The 25,667-nt window shown below is 53.2% G+C and carries 23 protein-coding genes; 21 read left to right on the top strand and 2 right to left on the bottom strand.

Annotated elements, in window-relative coordinates; genetic code table 11:
• Nucleotides 1-138: 138 nt before the first annotated feature.
• From ABR39_RS19510 to ABR39_RS19525, 4 genes are read left to right on the top strand one after another with little or no spacing between them, the layout of a single operon-like run.
• Nucleotides 139-1,863 carry a type I secretion system permease/ATPase gene (locus ABR39_RS19510; protein WP_047348281.1) on the top strand — a complete coding sequence of 575 codons (1,725 nt, stop codon included), beginning with the start codon at nucleotides 139-141 and terminating at the stop codon, nucleotides 1,861-1,863.
• Nucleotides 1,856-3,169, top strand: a complete 1,314-nt coding sequence (locus tag ABR39_RS19515; protein ID WP_047348282.1) for an HlyD family type I secretion periplasmic adaptor subunit — start codon at nucleotides 1,856-1,858, stop codon at nucleotides 3,167-3,169. Before ABR39_RS19510 ends, ABR39_RS19515 begins: the two co-directional genes overlap by 8 nt.
• On the top strand, nucleotides 3,169-4,530 hold the full coding sequence (locus tag ABR39_RS19520; protein WP_047348283.1) for a TolC family outer membrane protein: 1,362 nt from the start codon (nucleotides 3,169-3,171) through the stop codon (nucleotides 4,528-4,530). The genes ABR39_RS19515 and ABR39_RS19520 overlap by 1 nt, the downstream gene beginning before the upstream one ends.
• Before the next feature lie 28 nt (nucleotides 4,531-4,558).
• Nucleotides 4,559-6,292: a polyurethane esterase gene (locus ABR39_RS19525; RefSeq protein ID WP_047348284.1), complete on the top strand. Its 1,734-nt coding sequence runs from the start codon at nucleotides 4,559-4,561 to the stop codon at nucleotides 6,290-6,292.
• An 84-nt stretch (nucleotides 6,293-6,376) separates the two neighbouring features.
• Here ABR39_RS19525 and pspF read toward each other — a convergent pair whose 3' ends face one another.
• The gene (gene pspF / locus ABR39_RS19530; RefSeq protein ID WP_047348285.1) at nucleotides 6,377-7,354 is read right to left on the bottom strand and encodes a phage shock protein operon transcriptional activator; all 978 of its coding nucleotides are present in this window, start codon (nucleotides 7,352-7,354) and stop codon (nucleotides 6,377-6,379) included.
• 166 nt (nucleotides 7,355-7,520) lie between these two features.
• Between pspF and pspA the strand changes: the two genes are divergently transcribed.
• From pspA to ABR39_RS19605, 15 genes are all read left to right on the top strand, one after another.
• Nucleotides 7,521-8,189 (top strand): phage shock protein PspA, encoded by a 669-nt coding sequence (pspA, locus tag ABR39_RS19535; RefSeq protein ID WP_047348286.1) that lies wholly within the window; start codon nucleotides 7,521-7,523, stop codon nucleotides 8,187-8,189.
• A 49-nt stretch (nucleotides 8,190-8,238) separates the two neighbouring features.
• Nucleotides 8,239-8,463 (top strand): envelope stress response membrane protein PspB, encoded by a 225-nt coding sequence (gene pspB / locus ABR39_RS19540; RefSeq protein WP_047348287.1) that lies wholly within the window; start codon nucleotides 8,239-8,241, stop codon nucleotides 8,461-8,463.
• The gene (pspC, locus tag ABR39_RS19545) at nucleotides 8,463-8,822 is read left to right on the top strand and encodes an envelope stress response membrane protein PspC (RefSeq protein ID WP_023617934.1); all 360 of its coding nucleotides are present in this window, start codon (nucleotides 8,463-8,465) and stop codon (nucleotides 8,820-8,822) included. Before pspB ends, pspC begins: the two co-directional genes overlap by 1 nt.
• A 12-nt stretch (nucleotides 8,823-8,834) precedes the next feature.
• The gene (gene pspD / locus ABR39_RS19550; RefSeq protein WP_047348288.1) at nucleotides 8,835-9,056 is read left to right on the top strand and encodes a phage shock protein PspD; all 222 of its coding nucleotides are present in this window, start codon (nucleotides 8,835-8,837) and stop codon (nucleotides 9,054-9,056) included.
• 212 nt (nucleotides 9,057-9,268) lie between these two features.
• Nucleotides 9,269-10,954: a sugar phosphorylase gene (locus tag ABR39_RS19555; protein WP_165587295.1), complete on the top strand. Its 1,686-nt coding sequence runs from the start codon at nucleotides 9,269-9,271 to the stop codon at nucleotides 10,952-10,954.
• 15 nt (nucleotides 10,955-10,969) lie between these two features.
• Nucleotides 10,970-12,262 carry an ABC transporter substrate-binding protein gene (locus ABR39_RS19560; RefSeq protein ID WP_047348289.1) on the top strand — a complete coding sequence of 431 codons (1,293 nt, stop codon included), beginning with the start codon at nucleotides 10,970-10,972 and terminating at the stop codon, nucleotides 12,260-12,262.
• A 22-nt stretch (nucleotides 12,263-12,284) separates the two neighbouring features.
• Complete coding sequence (locus ABR39_RS19565; RefSeq protein WP_047348290.1) at nucleotides 12,285-13,166, top strand: carbohydrate ABC transporter permease; 882 nt, start codon at nucleotides 12,285-12,287, stop codon at nucleotides 13,164-13,166.
• On the top strand, nucleotides 13,153-13,995 hold the full coding sequence (locus ABR39_RS19570) for a carbohydrate ABC transporter permease (RefSeq protein WP_047348291.1): 843 nt from the start codon (nucleotides 13,153-13,155) through the stop codon (nucleotides 13,993-13,995). Before ABR39_RS19565 ends, ABR39_RS19570 begins: the two co-directional genes overlap by 14 nt.
• 31 nt (nucleotides 13,996-14,026) lie before the next feature.
• A complete protein-coding gene (locus ABR39_RS19575; RefSeq protein WP_047348292.1) occupies nucleotides 14,027-15,079 on the top strand; it encodes a zinc-dependent alcohol dehydrogenase in 1,053 nt (350 codons plus the stop codon).
• 16 nt (nucleotides 15,080-15,095) lie between these two features.
• The gene (locus tag ABR39_RS19580) at nucleotides 15,096-15,884 is read left to right on the top strand and encodes a sugar phosphate isomerase/epimerase family protein (RefSeq protein ID WP_047348293.1); all 789 of its coding nucleotides are present in this window, start codon (nucleotides 15,096-15,098) and stop codon (nucleotides 15,882-15,884) included.
• A 2-nt stretch (nucleotides 15,885-15,886) separates the two neighbouring features.
• Entirely contained in the window at nucleotides 15,887-16,954 is a 1,068-nt protein-coding gene (locus tag ABR39_RS19585) for a Gfo/Idh/MocA family protein (protein WP_047348294.1), read from the top strand.
• Nucleotides 16,948-19,227: a glycoside hydrolase family 65 protein gene (locus ABR39_RS19590; protein ID WP_047348295.1), complete on the top strand. Its 2,280-nt coding sequence runs from the start codon at nucleotides 16,948-16,950 to the stop codon at nucleotides 19,225-19,227. The genes ABR39_RS19585 and ABR39_RS19590 overlap by 7 nt, the downstream gene beginning before the upstream one ends.
• On the top strand, nucleotides 19,217-19,882 hold the full coding sequence (gene pgmB / locus ABR39_RS19595; protein WP_047348296.1) for a beta-phosphoglucomutase: 666 nt from the start codon (nucleotides 19,217-19,219) through the stop codon (nucleotides 19,880-19,882). The genes ABR39_RS19590 and pgmB overlap by 11 nt, the downstream gene beginning before the upstream one ends.
• A gap of 13 nt (nucleotides 19,883-19,895) precedes the next feature.
• The gene (locus tag ABR39_RS19600) at nucleotides 19,896-20,978 is read left to right on the top strand and encodes an ABC transporter ATP-binding protein (protein ID WP_047348297.1); all 1,083 of its coding nucleotides are present in this window, start codon (nucleotides 19,896-19,898) and stop codon (nucleotides 20,976-20,978) included.
• Between the two features lie 66 nt (nucleotides 20,979-21,044).
• Complete coding sequence (locus ABR39_RS19605) at nucleotides 21,045-21,959, top strand: OmpG family monomeric porin (protein ID WP_047348298.1); 915 nt, start codon at nucleotides 21,045-21,047, stop codon at nucleotides 21,957-21,959.
• Nucleotides 21,960-21,993: 34 nt separating this feature from the next.
• Here the strand turns inward: ABR39_RS19605 and ABR39_RS19610 are convergent, their stop codons facing one another.
• Nucleotides 21,994-23,004: a LacI family DNA-binding transcriptional regulator gene (locus tag ABR39_RS19610; protein ID WP_047348299.1), complete on the bottom strand. Its 1,011-nt coding sequence runs from the start codon at nucleotides 23,002-23,004 to the stop codon at nucleotides 21,994-21,996.
• Nucleotides 23,005-23,159: 155 nt separating this feature from the next.
• On the opposite strand from ABR39_RS19610, the gene ABR39_RS19615 reads away from it, so the two are divergent.
• Nucleotides 23,160-24,557: a YcjX family protein gene (locus ABR39_RS19615; RefSeq protein WP_047348300.1), complete on the top strand. Its 1,398-nt coding sequence runs from the start codon at nucleotides 23,160-23,162 to the stop codon at nucleotides 24,555-24,557.
• Nucleotides 24,554-25,606 (top strand): YcjF family protein, encoded by a 1,053-nt coding sequence (locus tag ABR39_RS19620; protein WP_047348301.1) that lies wholly within the window; start codon nucleotides 24,554-24,556, stop codon nucleotides 25,604-25,606. The genes ABR39_RS19615 and ABR39_RS19620 overlap by 4 nt, the downstream gene beginning before the upstream one ends.
• The last annotated feature ends 61 nt before the right edge of the window (nucleotides 25,607-25,667 follow it).

Genomic DNA, 25,667 nt, shown 5'->3' on the forward strand with positions numbered 1-25,667 from the left:
ATATTTCATATTGTCGAGCCGAACGTCAATTTCCTGTTAATTTGTTGGGTTTCGATATTCATCGTGATGTGGTTTCAATAATGACGTCTAATAGTCACTCTGAAATGTGACAACGGCTAAGATATCAAAGGCTTATGGATGAGCAAACCCTTGCAGGTATTTAAGAATTTTACACATGCGCGCTTGCGGTTATTTGTGATTATTGCTTTTTTCTCTTCAGTAATAAATGTACTGATGCTTACGCCTTCAATTTATATGCTGCAGGTCTACGATCGCGCGCTGTCATCCGGGAATACGACAACCCTCTTTATGTTGACCTTGTTGGTGTTATTTATGTTCACCATCATGGCACTTATGGATTATTCCCGTGGCATCATCATTATCAGATTAGGTAATCAGTTTGATAACGCTCTTTCGCCTGTACTGTATACCGCAGCATGTGAAAGCAATCTCGTTAAGCGTAGTCCTAATGCCGGGCAGGCTATCAGCGACCTCGCCGTCATTCGCCAGTTTGTTACCGGTCCGGCGTTATTCGCCGTTTTTGATTCGATCTGGTTTCCTGTCTACATAGGCGTCATTTTTCTTTTTAATACCTGGCTCGGATTGTTCTCTCTTTCAGGCGCGTTTGTGCTGCTGGCTCTGGCTTTTATTAATGAAAAAATAACGCGTCAGCTTTTAAATGAAGCGGGTGGTTATGCCCTGGTGTCTAATCATCAAGCTAACAGCACCTTGCAATGCGCTGAGACGCTGCAGGCGCTGGGGATGACTGAAAACGTCAAGGCGCGCTGGTGGCGAGCACATCGACAGTTCCTTTACTGCCAGAGTGCGGCCAGTGAACGTGCTGTTTTTATGTCTGCCATCACCAAAACGGTACGTATGGCACTCCAGTCGCTCATGCTGGGGCTTGGCTGCTGGCTGGCGATTCTGGGAGATATCTCGCCGGGCATGATGATCGCAGGCTCTATTTTGCTTGGAAGAGCGCTGGCACCGGTTGAACAACTCATCAGCGTGGCGAAAGGGTACCGGTCAGCTCGCCAGGCATGGGGGCGCATGGTTCATTTGACAAGCGAGTTCCCACCGGCGCAGGAGAGCATTCGTCTGCCGGAGGCACAAGGGCTGCTCACGGTGGAGAATGTCACCGTCTTCCCGCCTGGAAACTCCCGGCAGCCCATACTGCACAATATCAATCTGCGGGTAGAACCGGGTGAGGTGCTGGGGATTGTGGGGGCCAGTGCATCAGGAAAATCCTGTCTCGCCAGGGTGTTATGCGGTGTCTGGCCCGCCGGAGAAGGGGACGTCAGGCTGGATGGGGCAGATATTTATCAATGGCAGAAGCAGAAGCCAGGTCCCGGAATCGGTTACCTGCCGCAGGACGTTGCGCTCTTCACGGGGACCATCGCTGAGAATATTGCGCATTTTGGTGAGATCGATTCAACGCAACTGATCGCTACTGCAAAGATGGCCGGCATTCATGAAATGATTTTGCGCATGCCTGAAGGCTATAACACCCTGACCGGCGAGCAGGGTACGGCCCTTTCGGGCGGACAAAAACAACGCATTGGCCTGGCTCGTGCGCTGTACGGCAACCCGGCGCTGGTGATCCTTGATGAGCCCAACGCTAACCTGGATGAATCGGGCGAAAAGGCCTTACAGCAGGTTATCCGGCAGCTTAAACAACAGAAGAAAAGCGTCGTCATCATTTCTCATCGTCCAGGTATTTTGCCGCTGACCAGTCACCTGCTCGTTCTGGAGGGGGGTAAATCAAAGCTTTATGGCCCGACAGAACAACTCTTACAGCAGTCAACTCGCCCGGTGAATCAGAGTAAAAGCGTCCCCGTAGAACAAGGAAAAGTCCATGCATGATACCGATGCGCTGAAGACGCCTCTTGTTGACGTCATTCCATTTGTCCGCTTTGGCTGGATCGTGCTGCTGGCAGGTCTGGGCTCTTTTTTGCTCTGGGCTGCCCTGGCTCCTCTGGATAAAGGTGTTGTGTCTTCCGGAACAGTGGTGGTCGACGGATACCGTAAGGCCATACAGGCTCCCATCGGCGGCGTGGTGACAAAAATCGCGGTCAGAGAGGGTCAGACGGTACATAAGGGCGACCTGCTCGTGATGCTCAGCCAGCAAACCTCACTCGCCCAGCTCTCTGCTGCGCGCCAGCATTATCTGACTTCGCTTATTGCTGAAAGCCGTCTTCGATCGGAGCTGGCTGGCATGCAAACGCTGACATTGCCCCCTGAGGCAGAGGAAGAGGCTCTGCAGGATGCCATGAAGCCAATTGTCTTACAGCAAAGCCAGCTTATGCATGCCCGGCAGGAGGCGCTGAAAAACGCCCAGCAAAACGACGCTCAGGCCATTGCGGGGCTGGCGCGCCAGCGTGATTCTCTTTCCAGAACCTGCGAGACGAAAGAGCGAGGGCTCGCGCTGGTAAATCGTCAACTTAAAGACCTGAAGCCGCTGATGGAGGAAGGCTATTTTCCTCGTAACCGCTTTCTTGATATTCAGGTGCAATCTGCGTCACTGGCGGGCGAGGTGGGGGAAACTCGCAGCAAAATAGTGGAATTAGGTAATCAGATTGAGCAGCTCAAGCGCAGCATGCAACAGCGGTTGATTGACAACCGGAAAGATATTGAAACGCAGATCGATCAGCTTCGCCTGCAGGTAAGTGAGAGTAAAAAACAGCTGACGCTCTCCGATGTCGATCTCGCGTTGACCCGAGTCGTGGCACCGCAGGACGGTGTGGTAATGAACCTCGCGCTTGCCAGCGATAGCGCGGTAGTAAGTGCGGGAGAGCAGCTTTTGGAGCTTGTCCCGCAGACATCCCCCCTGACTATCGACTCACATATTGATGTGGCCTTGATTGATAAAGTTCATAAAGGCATGCCTGTCACCCTGATGTTCACTGCCTTTAACCAGCAAAGCACGCCGAGGATCCCGGCCCAGGTATCACTGGTTTCGGCGGATCGCCAGACAGATCCCACTACCCAGCAGCCGTACTACAAGATTCAGATCGCCGTTTCGCCAGAGGGCATGAAAAAGCTGGAAAGTGAAGATATTAAACCCGGTATGCCGGTAGAGGTCTTTATTAAAGCCGGAGAGCGCTCGCTATTGAGCTATCTGTTGAAACCGATTGTGGATCGAGCGTCGCGGTCGTTCATCGAGGAATAATGATGCTGAGTGCACACTTTACACGCGTTTTATTTTTTCTCGCACTGATGGCGCCGTTTTCAGCAGGTGCTTTAACGCTTGCACAGGGCTGGTTCATGGCGCTGGATAACGATCCCCATTACCGTGCTGCCGTTAAGGATCAGCTTGCCGGGCAAGAATACATTCCCATTGGCCGCGCCGGGTTACTGCCAAAAATCAGCGTCAGCTATCAGCGCGCACCGCGTAACTGGCAGCGGCAGCAGTACCAGCAGTCAAATTTGCTGGGTGAGCGTTCTGAGGTGGTGCAGCATCAACAATATGACAGCCATTCGGGATCGCTTACCGTCGTTCAGCCGCTGTTTGATTACGACGCCTATGCGGGCTATCGCATCGGCATCATCAAAAAATTGCAGTCTGATGAACGCTACCGAAGCAGCCTGATTGACCTGCAAAACCGCTTCATTACCGCATGGCTGGATGTTGCTGAGGCACACCAGCGGCTTGAGCTTGCAGCCCTACATCGCCAGGGTCTGCAAGAGCAGAAAAAGCAGACTCAGCGACAGTTTGAATCCGGAGAGGGGTCAATAACGGATGTCACGGAAACCGCGTCTGCGCTCAGCCTTGCTGTTGCTGATGAGATAGAAGCGCGAGATACGCTTGATACGGCAAACGTTGCGCTTTCAGCGATAGTGGGCATGGATCTGTCAGATACTTCAGCGCTGCCGACGCTCGGTGAAAAGCCTCTTAAGCTTCCGCTGGCATCGAGAGACTATCAATACTGGGAACGAAAAGCGTCCTCGCATAACCCCGATATTCTGTCTGCCGGGCACAGCGTGGAAGAAAAGCGCTATGAAATTGAGCGCAGCCGCGCTGGCGCGCTTCCCCGAATACAGCTTTACGCAATGCATTCTGAGAACGACTCCAGCAACGATAACACCATCAATCAGAAATATCGTACCGACAGCATAGGTATGCGCGTCAGTATGGATTTGTTCTCCGGCGGAGGCGTGTCTGCTTCCGTGCGCCAGGCGGCGGCCCGCTATGAGCAGGCAAAATATCTTCACGACGCGCAGCGGCTGGTTACCTATAGCGAAATCAAAAAATCATTAAATAAATGCCTTCATGCGCCAGAGCGCATTGCAGCCTATGCCTCCGCGGTGGAGGCCGCCAGGCGACAGGTTGAAGCGACCCAAAAAAGTATTCAGGCTGGCCAGCGTATGAATATTGATTTATTAAATGCGGAACAATCTTTCTATAAAACCAAAGTTGAGCTTACTGCTGAAAAACATGCTGTCATTAAAGCATGGGTCAGTTTGCTCGCGCAGACGGGTGAAATAAATAATGACAACGTTATGTTGCTTAATTCTTATTTCGCTCATTAATTGTCAATGTTAAACAGAGGGACAGACTATGCCTGTATTTGATTATCAGGGCGAGAAAAATACGCAGCTTATTAAGGAAGCGCTGACTATTGAAAGTATCAATTTTGGTGCGGCGACCTATGCTGATTATACCTATACGGAAGAAAATGGCTGGAAAGTATTAGACGGCGCGACGCTCAACTATAGTGGTTGTACTAATCCCTATGGTGCTTTTTATGGCGAAAGTCTTCTGGAGTCGAGCGCCGAATGCAACGTCATGGGGAAATATGATGCTAATGGTAAGCTGGTGAACATAGGAATTAGCTTCTGGGGGACGGGAACTTACGCGGGCGCACCTTCACTTCAGCATACCGTTAACACAGCGATGGATACCGTCAGCGATGTATTCTCTGCGCTAATCGATGGCTATGCAGATAACTATGTTCTCAATGCTTATAAAAACCTCATGAGTTCAGTGGCCGCGTTTGCCAGTGCAAACGGCCTCACCGGTGATGACGTCATCGTTACCGGGCATAGTCTCGGTGGACTGGCTGTTAACAGTATGGCGACCCTTTCCGCTCAGGGCCAATGGGATAGTTTTTTTGAGGACGCGAGCTATGTCGCTTTTGCCTCTCCGACCCAGAACCTTGCTGATGACAAAGTTCTTAACATTGGTTATGAAAACGATCCCGTGTTTCGTGTTTTAACTGGCCATAGCCTGTCTCTGGACAGTTTATTTAATCATGACACTCCGCTTGAGACCTGTACCAACAACATTGTCTCTTTTAATGATTACTATGCAGGCCTGACCAGCGATTGTCAGTTCTTTTCGATCGCGAATATGGCGTCATGGGCCGGCCATTCAGGCCAGGGTTATACGGACGGCGCGTTACGAATTATGGATTCTGAAATCTATGATTTCACGCATCAAAACTCCAATATTATTGTTTCCAACCTTTCTGAGGAGTATCGCTCGACAACCTGGGTTTCCGATCTTAATAAATCCGTAACGCATATTGGTTCGACGTTTATTATTGGTACAGAGTCGAATGATTTATTACAGGGTGGAAAGGGTAACGATTATCTTTGCGGTGGTGGGGGAGATGATAGTTTCAAAGACCACAGCGGCTATAACGTTATTTATGGCGGTGCGGGAACCAATACCTACGTAACGGAATGTAATATCGCCGATTTTACCTTCAGCCACGACACAGAGGGAACGCTGTACTTTAAGTATTCTACCGGGGATGTTACACGGGCAGAAGATATCCATTACGTTAATGCTGACCACACGTTGTTCAGCCTGTTTGGCATTAACTTCAACCAGAACGCCACATGGCAGGTAACCGATTATGGGTTAGAAGGCGATAGCGGCTCAATCGCCTATGCGAAAAGCTATTATGCTGATACATCTAACAGTTTCACTATCTCGACCGCCAGTAATGACAGCTGGTTCTATTCAGGGGCAAATGACAGCGATATCAACATTGCCGGCAACAATAATAATGTTGTTTCCGGGTTTGCAGACGACGCCATTCACCTCAACGGCAGCGAAAACACGCTTCTCTTCTATGGTGATTTTGGTCACGACACTGTCTATAACATCTCAACCAGCGACAGCCTGATCTTTATGGCTAACCAGAGTATTGCAGACAATGACAGCTATCTTAACCACCTGTCGTTTGACGGTGATAATGCCTTACTGACCTATGGTGAGAGCAGCGTCACGCTAGTGGGTGTTAATACCGATATGCTTTCACAAATGCACATAGCGGTAGCATGAGTCTTATCCCCGCGGAATGCTCCGCGGGGATAAGTTCCGTCTAAACTTTTCCAACTGCATAGCGCTGTCGTCCGCTTCCGGCTGTCAGCGCATGTGATGTTTTTTGAGCAATGCCCTTAATTGATGGTAGGTCAGACCCAGCAGTTCAGCCGCGCGTTTCTGGTTATACTTCGCCGCCTTCAGGCTTTGCTCAAGCAGCCGTTGCTCCTGGTCATGCTGGAACTGACGCAGATCGAGAGGGAGTGAGGGCGAATCGCCCGCGATCGCCGGTACGGCAGCGGGTGACGTACTACGCTGAAAAGGATCGATAATGATGTTGTCTAGCTCCGTCTCGCTGCTCCCGTGGCGGTACACAGATCGCTCCACGACGTTTTTAAGCTCGCGGATATTTCCCGGCCAGTGGTAAGCAAGCAGCGTCTCCTGCGCATAATCGCTGAAGCCGGGGAACAGCGGCAGGCCGAGTTCACGGCACATCTGAATCGCAAACTGTTCCGCCAGCAGCATGATGTCGCTTTGACGCTCGCGCAGCGGAGGAAGCTGAACGACGTCAAAGGCCAGGCGGTCAAGCAGGTCGGCACGGAATTTTTCCTCCGCCACCATCTCAGGCAGGTTGGCGTTAGTGGCGCAGACCAGGCGCACATTGACCTGCAGCGGCTGGCTGCCGCCGACGCGTTCCAGCTCGCCGTACTCAATCACGCGCAGCAGTTTTTCCTGCACCAGCATGGGGGCGGTGGCCAGTTCATCAAGAAACAGCGTGCCGCCGTCGGCGCGCTCAAAGCGTCCGGGATGGCGTTTCTGGGCGCCGGTAAACGCGCCCGCTTCATGGCCGAAAAGCTCGGTATCGAGCAGGTTTTCATTCAGCGCCGCACAGTTAAGGGAAATGAAGGGACCATCCCAGCGCCCGGATAAATAGTGCAGACGGTTGGCTATCAGCTCCTTTCCTGTTCCGCGTTCACCGATGATGAGCACCGGTTTATCGAGCGGTGCAAGGCGGGAGACCTGCTCCAGCACTTCCAGAAAGCTGTTTGCTTCGCCGAGTAAATTGTCTTTGTATCCAGGCATGATGAAATTAACCACTCCTTAGTGTTATTCACCAGGTAAGGATAGTCATGCGCTGCGTGAAAATCAATCAGGATGAGTAAAATCAATAAGATAAAAAGTTGGCATGGGATTTGTATTATCCGTACAGCAGGGCATCGCCCGATAACAGAACTATGAGGATTAGATTATGGGTATTTTTTCTCGTTTTGCCGACATCGTGAACGCCAACATCAACTCTCTTCTCGAGAAAGCGGAAGATCCGCAGAAGCTGGTACGTCTGATGATTCAGGAGATGGAAGACACGCTGGTTGAAGTGCGTTCCACCTCCGCCCGCGCGCTGGCTGAGAAAAAGCAGCTGACGCGTCGTATTGAGCAGGCTACCGCTCAGCTGAACGAATGGCAGGAAAAAGCGGAGCTCGCGCTGCGCAAAGATAAAGAAGATCTGGCCCGTGCGGCGCTGATTGAAAAGCAGAAGCTGGCCGATATGGTTGCTACGCTTGAGCATGAAGTGACGCTGGTGGATGACACGCTCGTCCGTATGAAGAAAGAGATTGGTGAGCTTGAAAACAAGCTGAGCGAAACGCGCGCGCGTCAGCAGGCGCTGACCCTGCGTCACCAGGCGGCAAGCTCTTCCCGCGACGTGCGTCGTCAGCTGGACAGCGGCAAGCTGGATGAAGCGATGGCGCGTTTTGAATCGTTCGAGCGTCGTATCGACCAGATGGAAGCGGAAGCCGAAAGCCACGGCATCGGTAAGCAGAAGTCGCTGGATCAGCAGTTCGCCGACCTGAAGGCTGACGATGAAATCAGCGAGCAGCTGGCGGCACTGAAAGCCAAAATGAAGCAAGATAACCAATAATAATGCCTGCGGCACCTGAGCGTGCCGCATCATAAGACAAGGAGTACACATGAGCGCGCTTTTTCTGGCCATTCCCCTGACTATTTTCGTGCTGTTCGTATTGCCGATTTGGCTATGGCTGCACTACAGCAACCGTTCTTCACGAGGCGAACTGTCCCAGAGTGAACAACAGCGTCTGGCACAGCTCTCCGATGAGGCGAACAGAATGCGCGAACGCATTCAGGCGCTGGAGTCTATTCTGGATGCCGAACATCCAAACTGGAGGGACCGTTAATGTCTGGATTGAATCTGAACAAAAAGTTGTGGCGTATTCCGCAGCAGGGCATGGTGCGCGGCGTCTGTGCCGGGCTGGCCCACTATCTTGATGTCCCGGTAAAGCTGGTGCGCGTGGTGACGGTGCTTTCGATCTTCTTCGGTCTGGCATTTATTACCTTGGTGGCGTACATCGTGCTGTCGTTTGTCCTTGACCCGATGCCGGAAGGGGAGCTGGCTGCAGAAGGGGCTCCAACCAGCAGCGATCTCCTCAATGCCGTTGATGAGCAACTCGCAGCCGGTGAGAAGCGTTTGCGGGAAATGGAACGCTATGTCACGTCGGATACCTTTACGCTGAGAAGTCGTTTTCGTCAGCTTTAAGAGAGAAATGAGATGAAACAACACTGGCAACAGGCCGGTCAGAAGGTAAAACCCGGCCTGAAAATCGCAGGTAAACTGGTTCTGCTGACCGCGTTACGCTACGGTCCGGCGGGTGTGGCAGGTTGGGCGATAAAATCCATTGCCCGCAAGCCGGTCAGAATGGTACTGGCCGTGGCGCTCGAACCGCTGTTGCAAAAAGTGGCAAAACGGCTTTCACGCCGCTATTTATCCTGAAAATTCTCACTCGCGCCAACCCCTTCTTTTCCCAAAGAAGGGCCAGGGACGATTAACCGCCTTTCCGCTTTTTCCCCTTCTTTCTTTGCGGCAGCTCACAATACGACGTTGAGCTGCTTTGCAATCGCGTTTTTCTGCCTCCCGGTCCGTTGACAGATATTTTTCATGGGAGTAGATTGCGTTCCGTGGGACCGCTACCATGGAAAATAAAAGTGAACGCAAAAATTAAAGAGCTCATTAATCTCATTTACGGGGAATCGTTTTCTGAAGCACAGCGTAATGTGCTGCTGGAAAATATTGGAAAGGCCGCTTCCGTTATTACTGAAAAGCGTAAAGCGGGGTGGGATGAAAAAGACGTTGTTCTGATTACCTATGCCGATCAATTTTCAGCGAAAGGGGAGAAGGCACTGCCGGTTTTTACGCGTTTTTATAACAAGTGGCTTTCTCACTCTTTTTCTCACGTCCATCTTTTACCATTTTATCCATGGTCTTCTGACGACGGCTTTTCTGTCATTGATTATCATGAAGTTGCACCTGAAACCGGAACGTGGCGAGACGTTGCCGAATTAAAACAGTCAACCAGTTTGATGTTTGATTTCGTCTGCAACCATATGTCTGCCAAAAGCAAATGGTTTGCGAATTACCTTAAGCAAATACCCGGGTACGAAGATTTCTTCATTTCTGTCGATCCTGAAACAGACTTATCCGCGGTGACTCGCCCGCGCGCATTACCTCTTCTTACGCCTTTCACGCTTCATGATGGCAGCGTGCGACACCTGTGGACCACCTTCAGCGAGGACCAGGTCGATCTCAATTTCGCCTCTCCGCAGGTGCTGATTGCGATGGTCGACGTGTTGCTGCATTACCTGATGGAAGGGGCACGATACATTCGTCTGGATGCCGTTGGGTTTATGTGGAAAATACCTGGAACATGCTGCATCCATCTTGAACAAACCCACCAGCTCATCCAGCTCTTCCGCGCCATTACCGAGGCTGTAGCCCCCGGTACGGTGATCATCACTGAGACGAATGTTCCGCATCAAGACAACATCTCTTACTTTGGTGACGGTGAAAATGAGGCACAGATGGTTTATCAGTTCTCTCTGCCCCCGCTTGTTTTGCATGCGGTACGTTGTCAGGATGTTCGTGCTCTCAATCAGTGGGCAGCATCGCTAAAGCTGCCCTCAACGAAAACCACCTGGTTCAACTTCCTGGCCTCGCATGACGGCATTGGCCTTAATCCGTTACGTGGAATTTTACCTGAGTCAGAGATTATTTCACTTGTGGAAAAACTGCAGGCCGAAGGGGCGCTGGTTAACTGGAAAAATAACCCGGATGGGACACGTAGCCCGTATGAAATTAATGTCACCTATCTGGATGCATTAAGCCCAGGTGACAGCGATGATGATCATCGCATCGCACGGTTTATTCTTGCTCACGCCGTGCTTTTAAGCTTCCCGGGTGTGCCTGCGGTCTATATCCAAAGTATTCTTGGTTCTCGTAATGATTATGCTGGCGTTGAACGCTTGGGATACAACCGCGCGATAAACCGTGAGAAATACATCGCAGGACAAATTGATAGCGTGCTTGAGGATAAAACAAGCCTGCGTTATCAGGTCTATTCCAGGTTAAGTCATTTAATTGCGCTACGCCGGAAAGAAAAAGCATTCCATCCTGACGGTGAGGCTTATTTTAGCGCATCAGGGGAACATGTTTTAAAAATTATTCGCATTGCGGATTCTGGCGAGAAGATATCAGCATTATTTAATTTCAGCGATCGCACTCAAACGGTTGAATCCGATATTCAATCCGGAAGGGAGTTGATCGCCGGAAAGGATATTACAGATACGGCTCTGACCCTTACTCCATGGCAGGTGTTGTGGATTAAAGAAAACTAAAAAAGGACCTTAAACATGAGAATGCCAAGAATTGTGCTGATATCAGCACTGGTTTCGTGCGCCTTGTTATCAGGCTGCAAGGATGACAAACCGTCTGCTGTCACGATTGAATTTATGCACTCGTCAGTAGAGCAGGAGCGTCAGGCGGTTATTACGAAACTGATCGATAAATTCGAGAAAGAGAATCCTGGTATTACCGTAAAACAGGTGCCGGTGGAAGAAGATGCCTACAACACCAAGGTGATTACGCTGGCCAGAACGGGGGCACTGCCCGAAGTGATTGAAGTCAGCCATGACTACGCAAAAGTCATGGACAAGGAGCAGCTGCTGGATCGCAAGGCTATCGGCGAAGCCATTAAGGCGGTAGGGGAAGACACCTTCTATGACGGTATCCTGCGCGTCGTGCGTACGGAAGACGGCTCTGCCTGGACAGGCGTACCCGTCAGTGCCTGGCTGTCCGGCGTCTGGTATCACAAGGATGTGCTTGCCGCGGCGGGTATTGAAGAGCCGCGTAACTGGGAACAGCTGTTGAAGGCCTGCCAGAGTCTTAACGACCCGGCTAAAAAACATTACGGCATTGCGCTACCAACCGCAGAAAGCGTGATGACCGAACAGGCATTCTCTCAGTTTGCCCTGTCCGGCGGTGCAAACGTTTTTGATGCTAAAGGGAATGTCGACATCGATACCCCTGAAATGGCGAAAGCCCTGGCATTTTACAAAGCCCTGGCCGCAACCACCATGCCTGGCTCCAACGATGTTATGGAGATCAAAGACGCCTTCATGAACGGTTCTGCGCCAATGGCCGTTTACTCCACCTACATCCTGCCGGCGGTCTTTAAAGACGGAAATCCGTCCAATCTCGGCTTTGTCGTCCCCACTGAAAAAACGTCTGCAGTCTATGGCATGGTCACCTCTCTGACGATCACCACCGGCCAAACCGAAGATGAAACGAAAGCGGCAGAGAAATTTGTCACCTGGATGGAACAGGCTCAACACGCCACTGACTGGGTAATGATGTCCCCGGGAGCGGCATTGCCAGTAAACAAGCTGGTAGTCGGCACGGAGACCTGGAAAAACAACGATGTGATTAAAGCGTTTGGACAACTGCCTTACGAACTGATTGCACAGTTCCCGAATGTGCAGGTGTTTGGTGCGGTGGGAGACAAAAACTTCACCCGCATGGGGGATGTGACGGGGTCCGGCATTATCAGTTCCATGGTGCATAACGTCACGGTGGGGCAACAAGCTCTCAGCGCGACCTTAAGCAACAGCCAGAAGCGACTGACTGACCTGATTTCACAACGATAGGAGCGCTTTGCGGAAGGAAATTATGAATACGTTGTTTTCTGGTCGTTCAGATATGCCTTTCGCCATGCTGCTGTTGGCCCCTAGCCTGATTTTGCTGGGGGGCCTGGTGGCCTGGCCGATGATTTCCAATATTGAAATCAGTTTTTTACGCTTGCCGCTTAACCCGCGCATTAGCGCTGTGTTTGTCGGGCTCGACAATTACATTCGCATTCTCAGTGATGCGGCATTCTGGCATTCGCTGTGGATGACGTTCTGGTACACGGCACTGGTTGTGATGGGTAGCACGGTGCTGGGGCTGGCCGTAGCCATCTTCTTTAACCGGGAGTTTCGTCTGCGAAAAACGGCGCGTTCGCTGGTGATTTTGTCCTATGTCACCCCGTCCATTTCGCTGGTATTTGCCTGGAAATACATGTTCAACAACGGCTACGGCATCGTGAACTATCTGGGCGTTGACGTGCTGCATCTGTATGACCAGGCCCCGCTGTGGTTCGACAATCCTGGCAGCAGCTTTGTGCTGGTGGTGCTGTTCGCCATCTGGCGTTACTTCCCGTACGCGTTCATTTCGTTCCTGGCGATTTTGCAGACCATTGATAAATCACTGTATGAAGCCGCGGAAATGGACGGAGCAAATGCGTGGCAGCGTTTTCGCATCGTCACGCTGCCCGCGATTATGCCGGTGCTGGCGACGGTGGTCACGCTGCGCACTATCTGGATGTTCTACATGTTTGCGGATGTCTACCTGCTGACGACCAAGGTCGATATTTTAGGCGTCTATCTTTACAAAACCGCCTTCGCTTTCAACGATTTGGGTAAGGCAGCGGCTATCTCCGTCGTGCTGTTCGTGATCATCTTCGCGGTGATTCTGCTGACCAGAAAAAGGGTAAACCTCAATGGCAACAAATAAACGCGTGCTGGGTCGTATTGGTTTTTATCTGGGGCTGGCGGTGTTTCTGGTCATCACGCTGTTCCCGTTCTTCGTGATGTTAATGACGTCGTTAAAGAGCGCGAAAGAGGCGATATCGCTTCACCCGACCATACTGCCGCAGGAGTGGACGCTGCAGCATTACGTCGACATTTTTAACCCGCTGATTTTCCCGTTTGTGGACTATTTCAGAAACAGCATGGTGGTGTCGTTGACCTCATCGGTGATTGCCGTGTTTCTCGGCACGCTGGGGGCTTACGCCTTATCCAGGCTGCGTTTTAAGGGCCGCACGACGATCAATGCGAGTTTTTACACCGTCTACATGTTCTCCGGGATATTGCTGGTGGTACCGCTGTTCAGAATCATCACTGCTCTGGGGATCTACGACACCGAGCTGGCGCTGATTATCACCATGGTGACCCAGACGTTACCGACAGCGGTGTTCATGCTGCGCAGTTATTTCGACACCATTCCGGACGAGATTGAAGAGGCCGCGATGATGGACGGCCTCAACCGTCTGCAAATCATCTTTCGCATCACCGTGCCGCTGGCGATTTCCGGCCTCGTCTCGGTGTTTGTCTACTGCTTTATGGTGGCGTGGAACGACTACCTGTTTGCGTCCATTTTCCTGTCCAGCGCCAGTAATTTCACGCTGCCGGTTGGGCTGAATACGCTCTTTAGCACGCCAGATTATATCTGGGGTCGCATGATGGCGGCATCGCTGGTGACGGCGCTTCCGGTGGTCATCATGTACGCCCTGTCTGAACGTTTTATTAAAAGTGGTTTGACCGCCGGCGGCGTTAAGGGCTGAGGCGGCCAATATTTTTTACCAGGAGCAAGTCATGAAAAAGTTAGTTGCAACAGCGCCTCGTGTGGCGGCGCTGGTGGAATATGAAGATCGTCCGGTTGCAGTACATGAAGTGAAAATTCGTGCACGCTTTGGCGCACCAAAACACGGAACTGAAGTGGTGGATTTCCGTGCGGCAAGTCCGTTTATCGATGAAGAGTTCAACGCTGAGTGGCAGATGTTTACCCCGCGTGAAGAGGGTTCGGCGCGCGGGATCGAATTCGGTAAGTTCCAGCTGGGCAATATGATTGTAGGTGACATCATCGAATGCGGTGATGACGTCACTGAATACCAGACAGGCGATCGCGTCTGCTGCTACGCACCGCTGCAGGAGACGGTTATCGTGAATGCCGTTAACAACTACAAGCTGCGCAAAATGCCGCAGGGCGCCTCCTGGAAAAATGCCGTCTGCTACGATCCGGCACAGTTTGCGATGAGCGGCGTGCGCGATGCCAACGTGCGGGTGGGTGATTTTGTGGTGGTGGTGGGTCTTGGGGCGATTGGACAGATCGCGATCCAACTGGCGAAAAAAGCTGGCGCGTCCATCGTCATCGGCGTCGATCCTATCGCACATCGTTGCGAAATTGCCCGCCGTCACGGGGCCGACCACTGCCTTAATCCGATCGGTACTGATGTCGGTCTTGAAATCAAAACGCTGACCGGAAAGCAGGGTGCGGACGTTATCATCGAAACCAGCGGCTTTGCAGATGCCCTGCAGTCCGCGCTGCGCGGACTCGCCTACGGCGGCACCATCTCCTACGTCGCCTTCGCGAAGCCGTTCGCAGAAGGCTTCAATCTCGGTCGCGAAGCGCATTTCAATAACGCGAAGATTGTCTTCTCGCGCGCCTGCAGCGAACCCAATCCGGATTATCCACGCTGGAACCGCAAACGTATTGAAGAGACCTGCTGGGAACTGCTGATGAACGGTTATCTCAACTGCGAGGACCTGATCGACCCTGTGGTCACCTTTGCCACCAGTGCTGAAAGCTACATGCAGTATGTCGATCGGCATCCTGAACTGAGCATCAAAATGGGCGTCACTTTTTAAGCTAAGGAGAGCAACAATGAAAATCGCAACCCAAAACCAGGCCTTTTTCCCAACCTCGATTCTGGAGAAGTTCCAGTACATCAAAGCGATGGGTTTTGATGGCTATGAAATTGACGGCAAACTGCTGGTTGAGAACCTCGATGAGGTGAAAGCGGCTATCCACGCCACGGGGCTGCCGGTGACAACGGCCTGCGGCGGATATGATGGCTGGATTGGCGACTTTATTGAAGAACGTCGACTGAACGGTTTAACGCAGATTGAACGCATTCTGGAAGCACTGGCGGAAGTGGGCGGAAAGGGCATTATCGTGCCTGCCGCGTGGGGGATGTTTACCTTCCGCCTGCCACCGATGACCTCTCCACGCAGCCTTGAAGGCGACCGCAAAGCGGTGAGCGCTTCGCTACGCTGGCTGGATGAGGTGGCGGCGCGCACCGGAACGACAGTCTACCTTGAACCGCTGAACCGCTACCAGGATCACATGATCAACACCCTGGCGGACGCGCGTCGCTATATCGAAGAGAATGCGTTGAAGCACGTACAGATCATCGGCGACTTCTACCATATGAATATCGAAGAAGATTCGCTGACGGAGGCGCTGCATCGCAACCGGGATCTGCTTGGCCACGTCCACATTGCCGATAATCATCGCTATCAGCCGGGAAGCGGTAGCCTGGATTTTGCCAGCCTGTTCGATCAGTTGCGCGCGGATCGTTACCAGGGCTATGTGGTTTACGAGTGCCGTGTTCGCGCCGACGATCCGGCTCAGGCTTACCAGGATTCACTGACTTATTTGCGTGAATGCTAAGGATGGCGAGCGCGATGAGTCCTTCAACACCTTCGCTACTGCGCGTCGCCATAATTGGCGCCGGGCAGGTCGCGGAAAAAGTACATGCCTCGTACTACGCCACGCGCGGTGATGTTCAGATGGTGGCTGTCATGGATAGCCACCCCGAACAGGCACAGGCGTTTGCGGAACGTCATGCCATCCCTTCTGCATGGCATGACGTGCGAGAGATGCTCGGGGCGGTTAAGCCGGATGTGGTGAGCGTCTGTTCGCCTAACCGGTTTCATTTTGAACACGTTATGGCAGCGCTGGAAGCATGCTGCCACGTGATGTGCGAAAAACCGCCGGCAATGACCCCGCAAGAGGCCGAACGGATGCGTAACGCAGCGCGCAAGGCGGGAAAGGTGCTGGCGTATGATTTTCACCATCGTTTCGCACTTGATACGCAATTGCTGCGTGAGGCCGTAATGAACGGTGCGCTGGGAGAGATTTATTTCACCACGGCTCAGGCGCTTCGGCGCTGCGGGGTTCCGGGCTGGGGCGTCTTTACCAACAAATCGTTACAGGGCGGAGGACCTCTGATTGATATCGGCATTCATATGCTTGATGCCGCGATGTACGTCCTGGGGTTCCCGGCGGTAAAAAGGGTGACGGCGCATAGCTTCCAGAGGCTGGGAAACCGCAAAAGCAGCGGCCAGTTTGGCGCGTGGGATCCTGCTCAGTTTACCGTTGAAGATGCCCTGTTTGGCACCATTGAATTTTGCAACGGCGGCATTCTGCGTCTGGATACGTCGTTTGCGCTCAATATTCGTGAGCAATCGATCATGAACGTCGCATTCTGCGGTGAAAAGGCGGGGGCCACGCTGTTCCCGGCGCACATCTACAACGACGAAGCCGGTCTTTTAGTCACCCTCACGCAGCGTGAAGAAGCTGATGATCAGCGTCATCTGCGCAGCATGGATGCCTTTGTACGGCATGTGCAGGGAGAGCCCGTCATGATTGCTGATGCAGAGCAGGGGCTGGTTATCCAGCAGCTTGTCGCCGCGCTGTATGAATCAGCAGAAACAGGGGAAAGCGTGACGTTATGCTAAACGTGTCTGTCTTAACCGATCCGGGCTTTTGTCCACACAGCCTGAATAAATACGCCTCCATCATGGCCTGCGGTAATGGCTACATGGGGATCCGCGCTACGCACGAAGAAGATTACACCCGGCAAACCCGAGGCATGTATCTTGCGGGCCTTTATCATCAGGCAGGTCGTAACGAGACCACTGAACTGATTAACCTGCCAGACATGATCGGTATTGATGTTGAGCTGGATGGCGTCAATTTCACGCTCCTGTCAGGAGATATCCTTGAGTGGCAGCGCGAGCTGGCGTTTGCCAATGGCGAACTCCGTCGCAGCGTCCTCTGGCGCTCGCCCGACGGGAAACGCTATCGGCTGGAGAGTCGTCGTTTTGTATCGCTGGACCAGCTGCCGTTAGCGGCATTGCAGCTTTCGATCACGCCTCTTGATGCCGCCTCGCAGGTGGTACTGAAAACCGGCATTGACGCAACACAAACCAATAGCGGCAGACAGCATCTGGATGAAATGTCGGTCAGAGTGTTAGACCAGCATTACATGCAGGGCGTGTATGAAACGCAGGACCGAGTCTCAGATGTTGTTGTGTCGGCGTTTTGCCAGCTCTCAACAAAGAGCGACAGCTGTTTCACCGCTAAAAATCGTCGTCTCAGCGTTCATCATTCGCTGACGATTGCGCAGGGTGACACTGTCACGCTCGAGAAAATCGTCTGGGTTACGCATCGCAGTGATAAAACCCTGTCGCAGGAGTCTTTCGCTCGCGACGCGCTGGCCGATCTCAAAGTCTGTGCGGCAAGGGGCTACGACGCGTTGCTTGAGAGCTCATCGTATGCCTGGAAAGAGGTCTGGCTTGACGCTCGGGTGGAAGTGACGTCAGCGGAACGCCAGGATCAGATCGCGCTGGATTATGCCGTCTGGCATCTGACCACCATGACGCCAGCCCATGATGAGCGAAGCAGTATCGCCGCCAAAGGGCTGACGGGAGAGGGGTATAAAGGCCACGTCTTCTGGGATACCGAAATTTTTCTGCTGCCTTTCCATCTCTTCACGCGTCCCGAGGTCGCCCGTAGCCTGCTGCGTTATCGCTGGATCAACCTGCCCGGGGCGCGGGAAAAAGCCCGTCGCAACGGCTGGCCTGGTGCGCTATTCCCGTGGGAAAGTGCTGCGAGCGGTCATGAAGAGACGCCGGAGTTTGCCGCAATTAACATCCGAACGGGCACGCGCCAGAAGGTGGCCTCCGCGCTGGCGGAACACCACATCGTGGCGGACATCGCCTGGGCCGTCGTCGCTTACTGGCAGGCAACGCACGATGATGCCTTTATGCGCAATGAAGGGCTGACGTTGCTGATGGAAACCGCCGCCTTCTGGATGGGGCGCGTAACGGATATCAATGGTCGTTTGGAAATCCATGACGTCATCGGACCGGACGAATACACCGAGCACGTGAACAATAACGCCTATACGAACTATCTGGCCTGGCACAATGTTGCCAGCGCGTGCCGGTTTATGGCGATGTTTGGGCGCGAGGATGAAGGTTTTACGCAGAAGGCCACACGGTTCCTGACGCGCTTATGGCTGCCGGAGGCCAATTCAGACGGTGTGATCCCACAGGATGACACCTTCATGGCGAAACCTGCTATCGATTTGAGTCGCTATAAAGAGAAAGCGGGTAAGCAGACCATTCTGCTCGACTATTCCCGCGCGGAAGTGAACGAGATGCAGATCCTAAAGCAGGCTGATGTGGTGATGCTTAACTACTTGTTGCCAGAGCGGTTTACGTCGCAGCAATGTGTCGCCAACCTGGCGTTCTACGAGCCTCGTACGATCCATGACTCTTCGTTGAGCAAGGCCATTCACGGCATTGTGACTGCCCGCTGTGGTGATACCGAAGGAGCCTATGCCTTCTGGCGTGATGGTGTCGCTATCGATCTTGGGGACGATCCGCACAGCAGTGATGACGGTATTCATGCCGCAGCCACCGGCGCGATCTGGTCCGGCGTAATTCAGGGATTTGCCGGTATGCAGATTATGGAAGGGGAGTTGCATCTTGCGCCGAAACTCCCCGCTCACTGGCGAAGACTCGCTTTTCCGTTGCGCTGGCGGAACGCACGGCTGCACTTCACGTTTGAAAATGACGTTTTAACCATCGATACCACCGCGCCCGTCACGTTAACCCTGTGGGGGAAAACGGTGTGCATATCGGCGCGGCAGGCACTGACTCGTAGGGAATTTCTTGCATCTTTTAATGGGACCGCTACCACGGAGGCCAGCCATGAAGCCTGAAGCCGTTGTATTCGATCTTGATGGCGTTATCACCGATACCGCGCATCTGCACTTTCTTGCCTGGCGTGCCGTAGCGCAGGAGATTGGCATTTCCATCGATGAGGCCTTCAACGAGGAACTGAAGGGAATTAGCCGCATGGAATCTTTACAACGGATCCTGCGACAGGGTGGAAAAGAGGGGGCGTTTAGCGACAAACAGTGCCTGGCGCTGGCGAGTAAAAAAAATGCGCTTTATGTCCAGTCTCTGGCGTCGTTGACGCAGGACTCTCTGCTTCCCGGTATCCGCGACGTACTGGCGGAAATACGTGCGGCGAAGGTCAAAATCGGGCTCGCCTCCGTTTCCCTGAATGCGCCCGGCATATTGCACGCGCTGGGTATTCAGAAAGCCTTTGATTTTTGCGCCGATGCCTCACTCATTGTCTGTTCGAAACCAGACCCGGAGATCTTCCTCGCAGCCTGCGCAGGTCTGAATGTGCGGCCTGAAGCGGCCATGGGTGTTGAAGATGCCCCCGCCGGCGTTGAGGCGATCAACGCCGCGGGAATGCTATCGGTTGGGATTGGCTCTGGCCTGACCCATGCGGGACTACAGCTTCATTCAACGCGGGAACTGACCTGGAAATGCCTGACCGATTTCTGGGCATCCCGGACGTATTGATAAGGAATTAACAATGGCCCAACTGTCACTGAAACATATTCAGAAAATATATGATAACCAGGTCCACGTGGTTAAGGATTTCAATCTCGACATTGAGGACAAAGAGTTCATCGTTTTCGTCGGTCCGTCAGGCTGCGGCAAATCAACGACGCTGCGCATGATTGCGGGGCTGGAAGAGATCTCCGCCGGTGAACTGGTCATTGACGGCGTTTGCATGAACGACGTGCCAGCCAAGTCTCGCGACATTGCCATGGTATTCCAGAACTATGCGCTTTATCCGCACATGACTGTCTACGACAACATGGCGTTTGGCCTGAAAATGCAAAAAATGGCGCCCGCGGTGATTGAGGAGCGCGTTAACTGGGCGGCCCAGATCCTCGGTTTACGGGAATACCTTAAGCGAAAGCCGGGTGCGTTGTCGGGCGGCCAGCGTCAGCGCGTGGCGTTAGGCCGGGCAATCGTGCGCGAAGCGGGCGTCTTCCTGATGGATGAGCCGTTATCCAACCTTGATGCCAAGCTTCGCGTGCAGATGCGGGCTGAAATCAGCAAGCTGCATCAGAAGCTCAATACCACGATGATTTACGTGACCCACGATCAGACGGAAGCGATGACGATGGCCACCCGCATCGTTATTCTGAAGGATGGCATTATTCAGCAGGTGGGGGCACCGAAGCAGGTTTATAACGAACCGGCGAATATGTTTGTTGCAGGCTTCATCGGCTCACCTGCCATGAACTTTATTCGCGGTGCGCTGGACGATCGTTATTTCGTGACGGAAACGCTGCGCCTGGCGATCCCGGAAGAGACGCTCGCGGCGCTCAATAACGCGGGATATCAGCGTAAAGCCGTGGTCTTTGGGATCCGCCCGGAAGATATTTTGACGCTTCAGAACCGTGATGACGACATTGCTGCGAAAGTCAGCGTAGCCGAATTGACGGGCGCGGAGTTTATGCTCTATGCCGCCGTTGGCGGACATGAGCTGGTTGTTCGCGCTGGAGCCGCGAATGACTATGCCGCAGGGGATAATATCGGCATTCAGTTCGATATGAATAAGTGCCATTTCTTCGACGCTGAAACCGAAGCGGCTATTAGATAAGAAAGGTGTTCGCCGGAAATGAAAATTTCCGGTTTTTTTGTTTGTTACTTATAAAGGGAATATTTAATGAGTACTCTACTAAAAAGTGCTGCGCTCGTTCTGTGCGCAGGGGTTAGCTACGTACAAGCATCAGAAACAGCCAAGCAGTGGGAATTTAATATTGGTGCAATGTATGAAATTGAAAACGTCGAAGGTCAGGGCGACGATAAAGATGGATTATATGAACCTTCCGTGTGGTTTAATGCAACCTGGGATGCGTGGACGCTTTCGCTGGCAATGTATCAGGAAGGACCGGTTGATTACAGCAGTATGACCCGCGGCACCTATTTTGATCGCCCTGAATTTGAATTACGCTATCGCTTTATCGGCACCGAAGATTTTACACTCGGCCTGACCGGCGGTTTCCGTAATTACGGTTATCATTTCAAAGATGAACACGGCGCGAAGGACGGCAGCGCAAATATGCAGCGCTATAAGGTTCAGCCTGACTGGGATATTAAATTAACCGACGACTGGCGTTTTGGCGGCTGGTTTGCCATGTATCAGTTCGCCAACGATCTGGAGAAAACCGGCTATGCTGACAGCCGCGTCGAAACCGAAACGGGCTTCACCTGGACCATTAACGAAACCTTTTCGGCAAAAGTGAATTACTATTTAGAACGTGGTTTTAATATGGACAGCTCTCGTAATAACGGCGAATTTTCGACGCAGGAAATTCGTGCGTATCTGCCCATTTCGTTAGGCCAGACCACGCTCACGCCTTATACCCGCCTGGGGCTTGACCGCTGGTCTAACTGGGACTGGCAGGACGATCCCGAGCGTGAAGGACATGATTTCAACCGGCTCGGCCTCCTCTACGCCTATGATTTCAATAATGGTTTATCCATGACGCTGGAATATGCCTACGAGTGGGAAAACCATGATGAAGGCGAAAGCGACCGCTTCCACTATGCGGGTGTGGGCGTAAACTACGCGTTCTGACCAACGGCGCACCAGGGGCAGTAAGCCCCTGGTATTAGCGAAGTGAGGCCGCCAACAAAAAATGGGTATCAACAAGCACTTTTTGCGGGGCGGGATGGCCGGCAATACGCCGGAAGAGAAGATCGCAACTCTCTTCTCCCAGCTTACGGGTGGGAATATCAAAGCCGCCCGGCGCTGGCGTTAAAATGAGAGACAGCATCGGGTCACTGTATCCGGCTATCACCACCTGCTCTGGGATCATCAGATTTAACTCATCCGCCGCGCGATAGAGGCTGAGTAACTTCATGCTGTCGGTAGCAAATACCGCATCAGGCGGAGTGGGTGAGGATAATAATTCAAGCGCTGCCGCAAGCGCGCTCTCATGGGTATATCCTCCATCCATTATCCAGCCCGGGGTAAGAGCAATGTTATGCTTTTCCAGGCTGGCTTTATAGCCTGCAAGACGATCAATCGAAACATGATAATCAAGTGGCGCATGCAGACAGGCAATTTTATGGCGACCATTTTTAATAAAGGTTTCCGTCAGCGTTGCGCTGTCATGAAAATTATCCGTATCGACGGAATATATATTCTGATAATCACCTTCCACTTTACCGATGACTACTACCGGTACGCCATAGGGATCCAGCGTGGTGAAAAAGGATTCATTTGCCGGTGAACTTAGCATAATGATCCCTTTGATCATCTTCTGTTTTATTTTACTTACACATTTTAGCAGATCGTCTTCACTGCTTTTTGACGTTTGCAAAATAACATCAAAACCTTCCTGTTCCGCTTTTGCCGTAATGGCATGAAGGACATCGGAGAAAAAAGGGTTACCGGCGGTGGTTTTGGTTGAACGGGTCGAAATAACCATAATGGCGTCGAAACCCGAAGAGGTCAGGGCGCGGGCCAGTTTGTTGGGTTGATAATTTAATTCGTCAATCGCCTTTAGCACTTTTTCACGCGCCTCGGGAGAAATATTGGTTTGTTTATTCAGAACGCGGGAAACGGTTGATTTCGATACGCCCGCAACCCGTGCGATATCATAAATGGTGGGTGACATACACCTTACTCACTCCGGACTGACAGCAATGCCGTTCATCTTACTGGAGAGAAAACGGCAATAGCAATAAATAAGAATTGATAATCAACGATCTGCCCCCATTTATTGTATTCTGAAGCAATGCATTCAAGGCTTCCGGGCAACGAAGGACGGCGATGAAGCGACTTAAAAACGAACTCAATTCACTGATGAACCGCGGCGTTGACCGTCATCTGCGTCTGGCGGTAACAGGGCTGAGCCGCAGCGGTAAGACGGCGTTTATCACCGCGATGGTGAACCAGCTACTGAACCTGCACGCCGGTGCGCGCCTGCCGCTGCTGGGCGCGGTGCGGGAAGAGCGTCTGCTGGGCGTTAAGCGCGTTCCCCAGCGCGATTTTGGCATTCCACGTTTTACCTATGACGAAGGGCTGGCGCAGCTTTATGGCGATCCGCCCACGTGGCCGACGCCGACGCGAGGGGTCAGTGAAATTCGCCTTGCGCTGCGTTTCCGCTCGAATGAATCCCTGATGCGCCACTTCAAGGATACCTCCACCCTGTACCTTGAAATCGTCGATTACCCCGGCGAATGGCTACTCGACCTGCCAATGCTGGCGCAGGACTACCTTAGCTGGTCCCGGCAGATGACCGGGTTATTGCAGGGGCAGCGCGCCGAGTGGTCGGCCAAATGGCGGCAGCTGTGCGAAGGCTTAGACCCGCTTGCCCCGGCTGATGAAAACCGCCTGGCGGCCATTGCCGAAGCCTGGACGGCGTATTTGCATCAATGTAAGCAGGAAGGTCTGCACTTCATTCAGCCGGGGCGTTTTGTTCTTCCGGGTGATTTAGCGGGTGCGCCGGCGCTTCAGTTCTTCCCGTGGCCGGATGTGGACGGGGCTGGCGAGTCAAAGCTGGCGCAGGCCGACAGGCACACCAACGCCGGAATGCTGCGCGAGCGTTACAATTACTACTGTGAGAAAGTGGTCAAGGGATTCTATAAAAACCACTTTCTGCGTTTTGACCGCCAGATTGTGCTGGTGGATTGCCTGCAGCCGCTTAACAGTGGGCCGCAGGCATTCAACGACATGCGCCTCGCGCTGACGCAGCTGATGCAAAGTTTTCACTACGGGCAGCGGACGCTGTTCCGTCGTCTGTTCTCACCGGTGATTGACAAACTGCTCTTTGCGGCCACCAAAGCCGATCACGTTACGGTCGACCAGCATGCCAATATGGTGTCGCTGCTGCAGCAGCTGGTGCAGGACGCCTGGCAAAACGCCGCCTTCGAAGGGATCAGCATGGATTGCCTGGGGCTCGCGTCCGTGCAGGCGACGCAAAGCGGCCTGATTGACCTCAACGGCGAGAAAATACCCGCATTACGCGGAAATCGACTCAGCGACGGCGCACCGCTTACCGTATATCCGGGCGAAGTGCCCGCGCGGCTGCCGGGCCCGGCCTTCTGGCAGAGCCAGGGCTTCCAGTTTGAAGCCTTCCGCCCGCAGGTCATGAGCGTCGACCGGCCGTTACCGCACATCCGTCTGGATGCGGCGCTGGAGTTTTTGATTGGAGATAAATTGCGATGACGGAACCGTTAAAACCACGCATAGACTTTACCGGAACGCTTGAGCAAGAGCAGCAGGAGGCGTTTAAAACGGCACAGACGTTCAGCGGCACGCAGGCTGATAACTTTGCCCCGGCGCTGACGGAGGAGCCTGACGTTGAGGAAGGTCCCGCGGAGGCGGCCGTGGAAGCTGCGTTGCGTCCGAAACGTAGCCTGTGGCGTAAAATGGTGACCGCGGGTCTGGCGCTGTTTGGCGCAAGCGTGATTGGGCAGGGCGTACAGTGGACCATGAATGCCTGGCAAACCCAGGACTGGGTCGCGCTGGGCGGGTGTGCCGCGGGTGCGCTGATTGTGGGGGCGGGAGTCGGGTCGGTTGCCACCGAGTGGCGTCGGCTCTGGCGTCTGCGACAGCGCGCGCATGAGCGTGACGTCGCCCGGGATCTGCTCCACAGCCACGGCACCGGCAAAGGCCGTGCGTTCTGTGAAAAGCTGGCCAGCCAGGCCGGAATCGATCAGTCGCACCCGGCGCTTCAGCGCTGGTATGCCGCCATCCATGAAACCCAGAACGATCGGGAAGTGGTGACGCTCTATTCACATATGGTTCAGCCGGTGCTGGATGCTCAGGCGCGACGCGAGATCGGTCGTTCTGCGGCGGAATCGACGCTGATGATCGCCGTCAGCCCGCTGGCGCTGGTCGATATGGCCTTTATCGCCTGGCGTAACCTGCGCCTGATCAACCGTATCGCTAACCTTTACGGCATAGAGCTGGGTTACTACAGCCGACTCAGACTGTTTAAACTGGTTCTGCTCAATATCGCGTTTGCCGGTGCGAGTGAACTGGTGCGCGAAGTGGGAATGGACTGGATGTCGCAGGATCTTGCGGCGCGTCTTTCTGCCCGTGCCGCCCAGGGTATCGGCGCCGGATTATTGACCGCACGTCTGGGGATTAAAGCGATGGAAGTCTGCCGTCCGCTGCCCTGGATCGATGGCGATAAGCCCCGGCTGGGGGATTTCAGGCGTGAACTGATCGGCCAGCTCAAAGAAACGCTCAATAAAAAACCTGCCCCGTGAGGTTTTGTTCACTAATCGTGCTGGCTGTCAATATTTCTTGACAGCCATCTTCCGGATCACC

The sequence above is a fragment of the Enterobacter genomosp. O genome (assembly GCF_001022965.1).
Taxonomy (GTDB): domain Bacteria; phylum Pseudomonadota; class Gammaproteobacteria; order Enterobacterales; family Enterobacteriaceae; genus Enterobacter; species Enterobacter cloacae_L.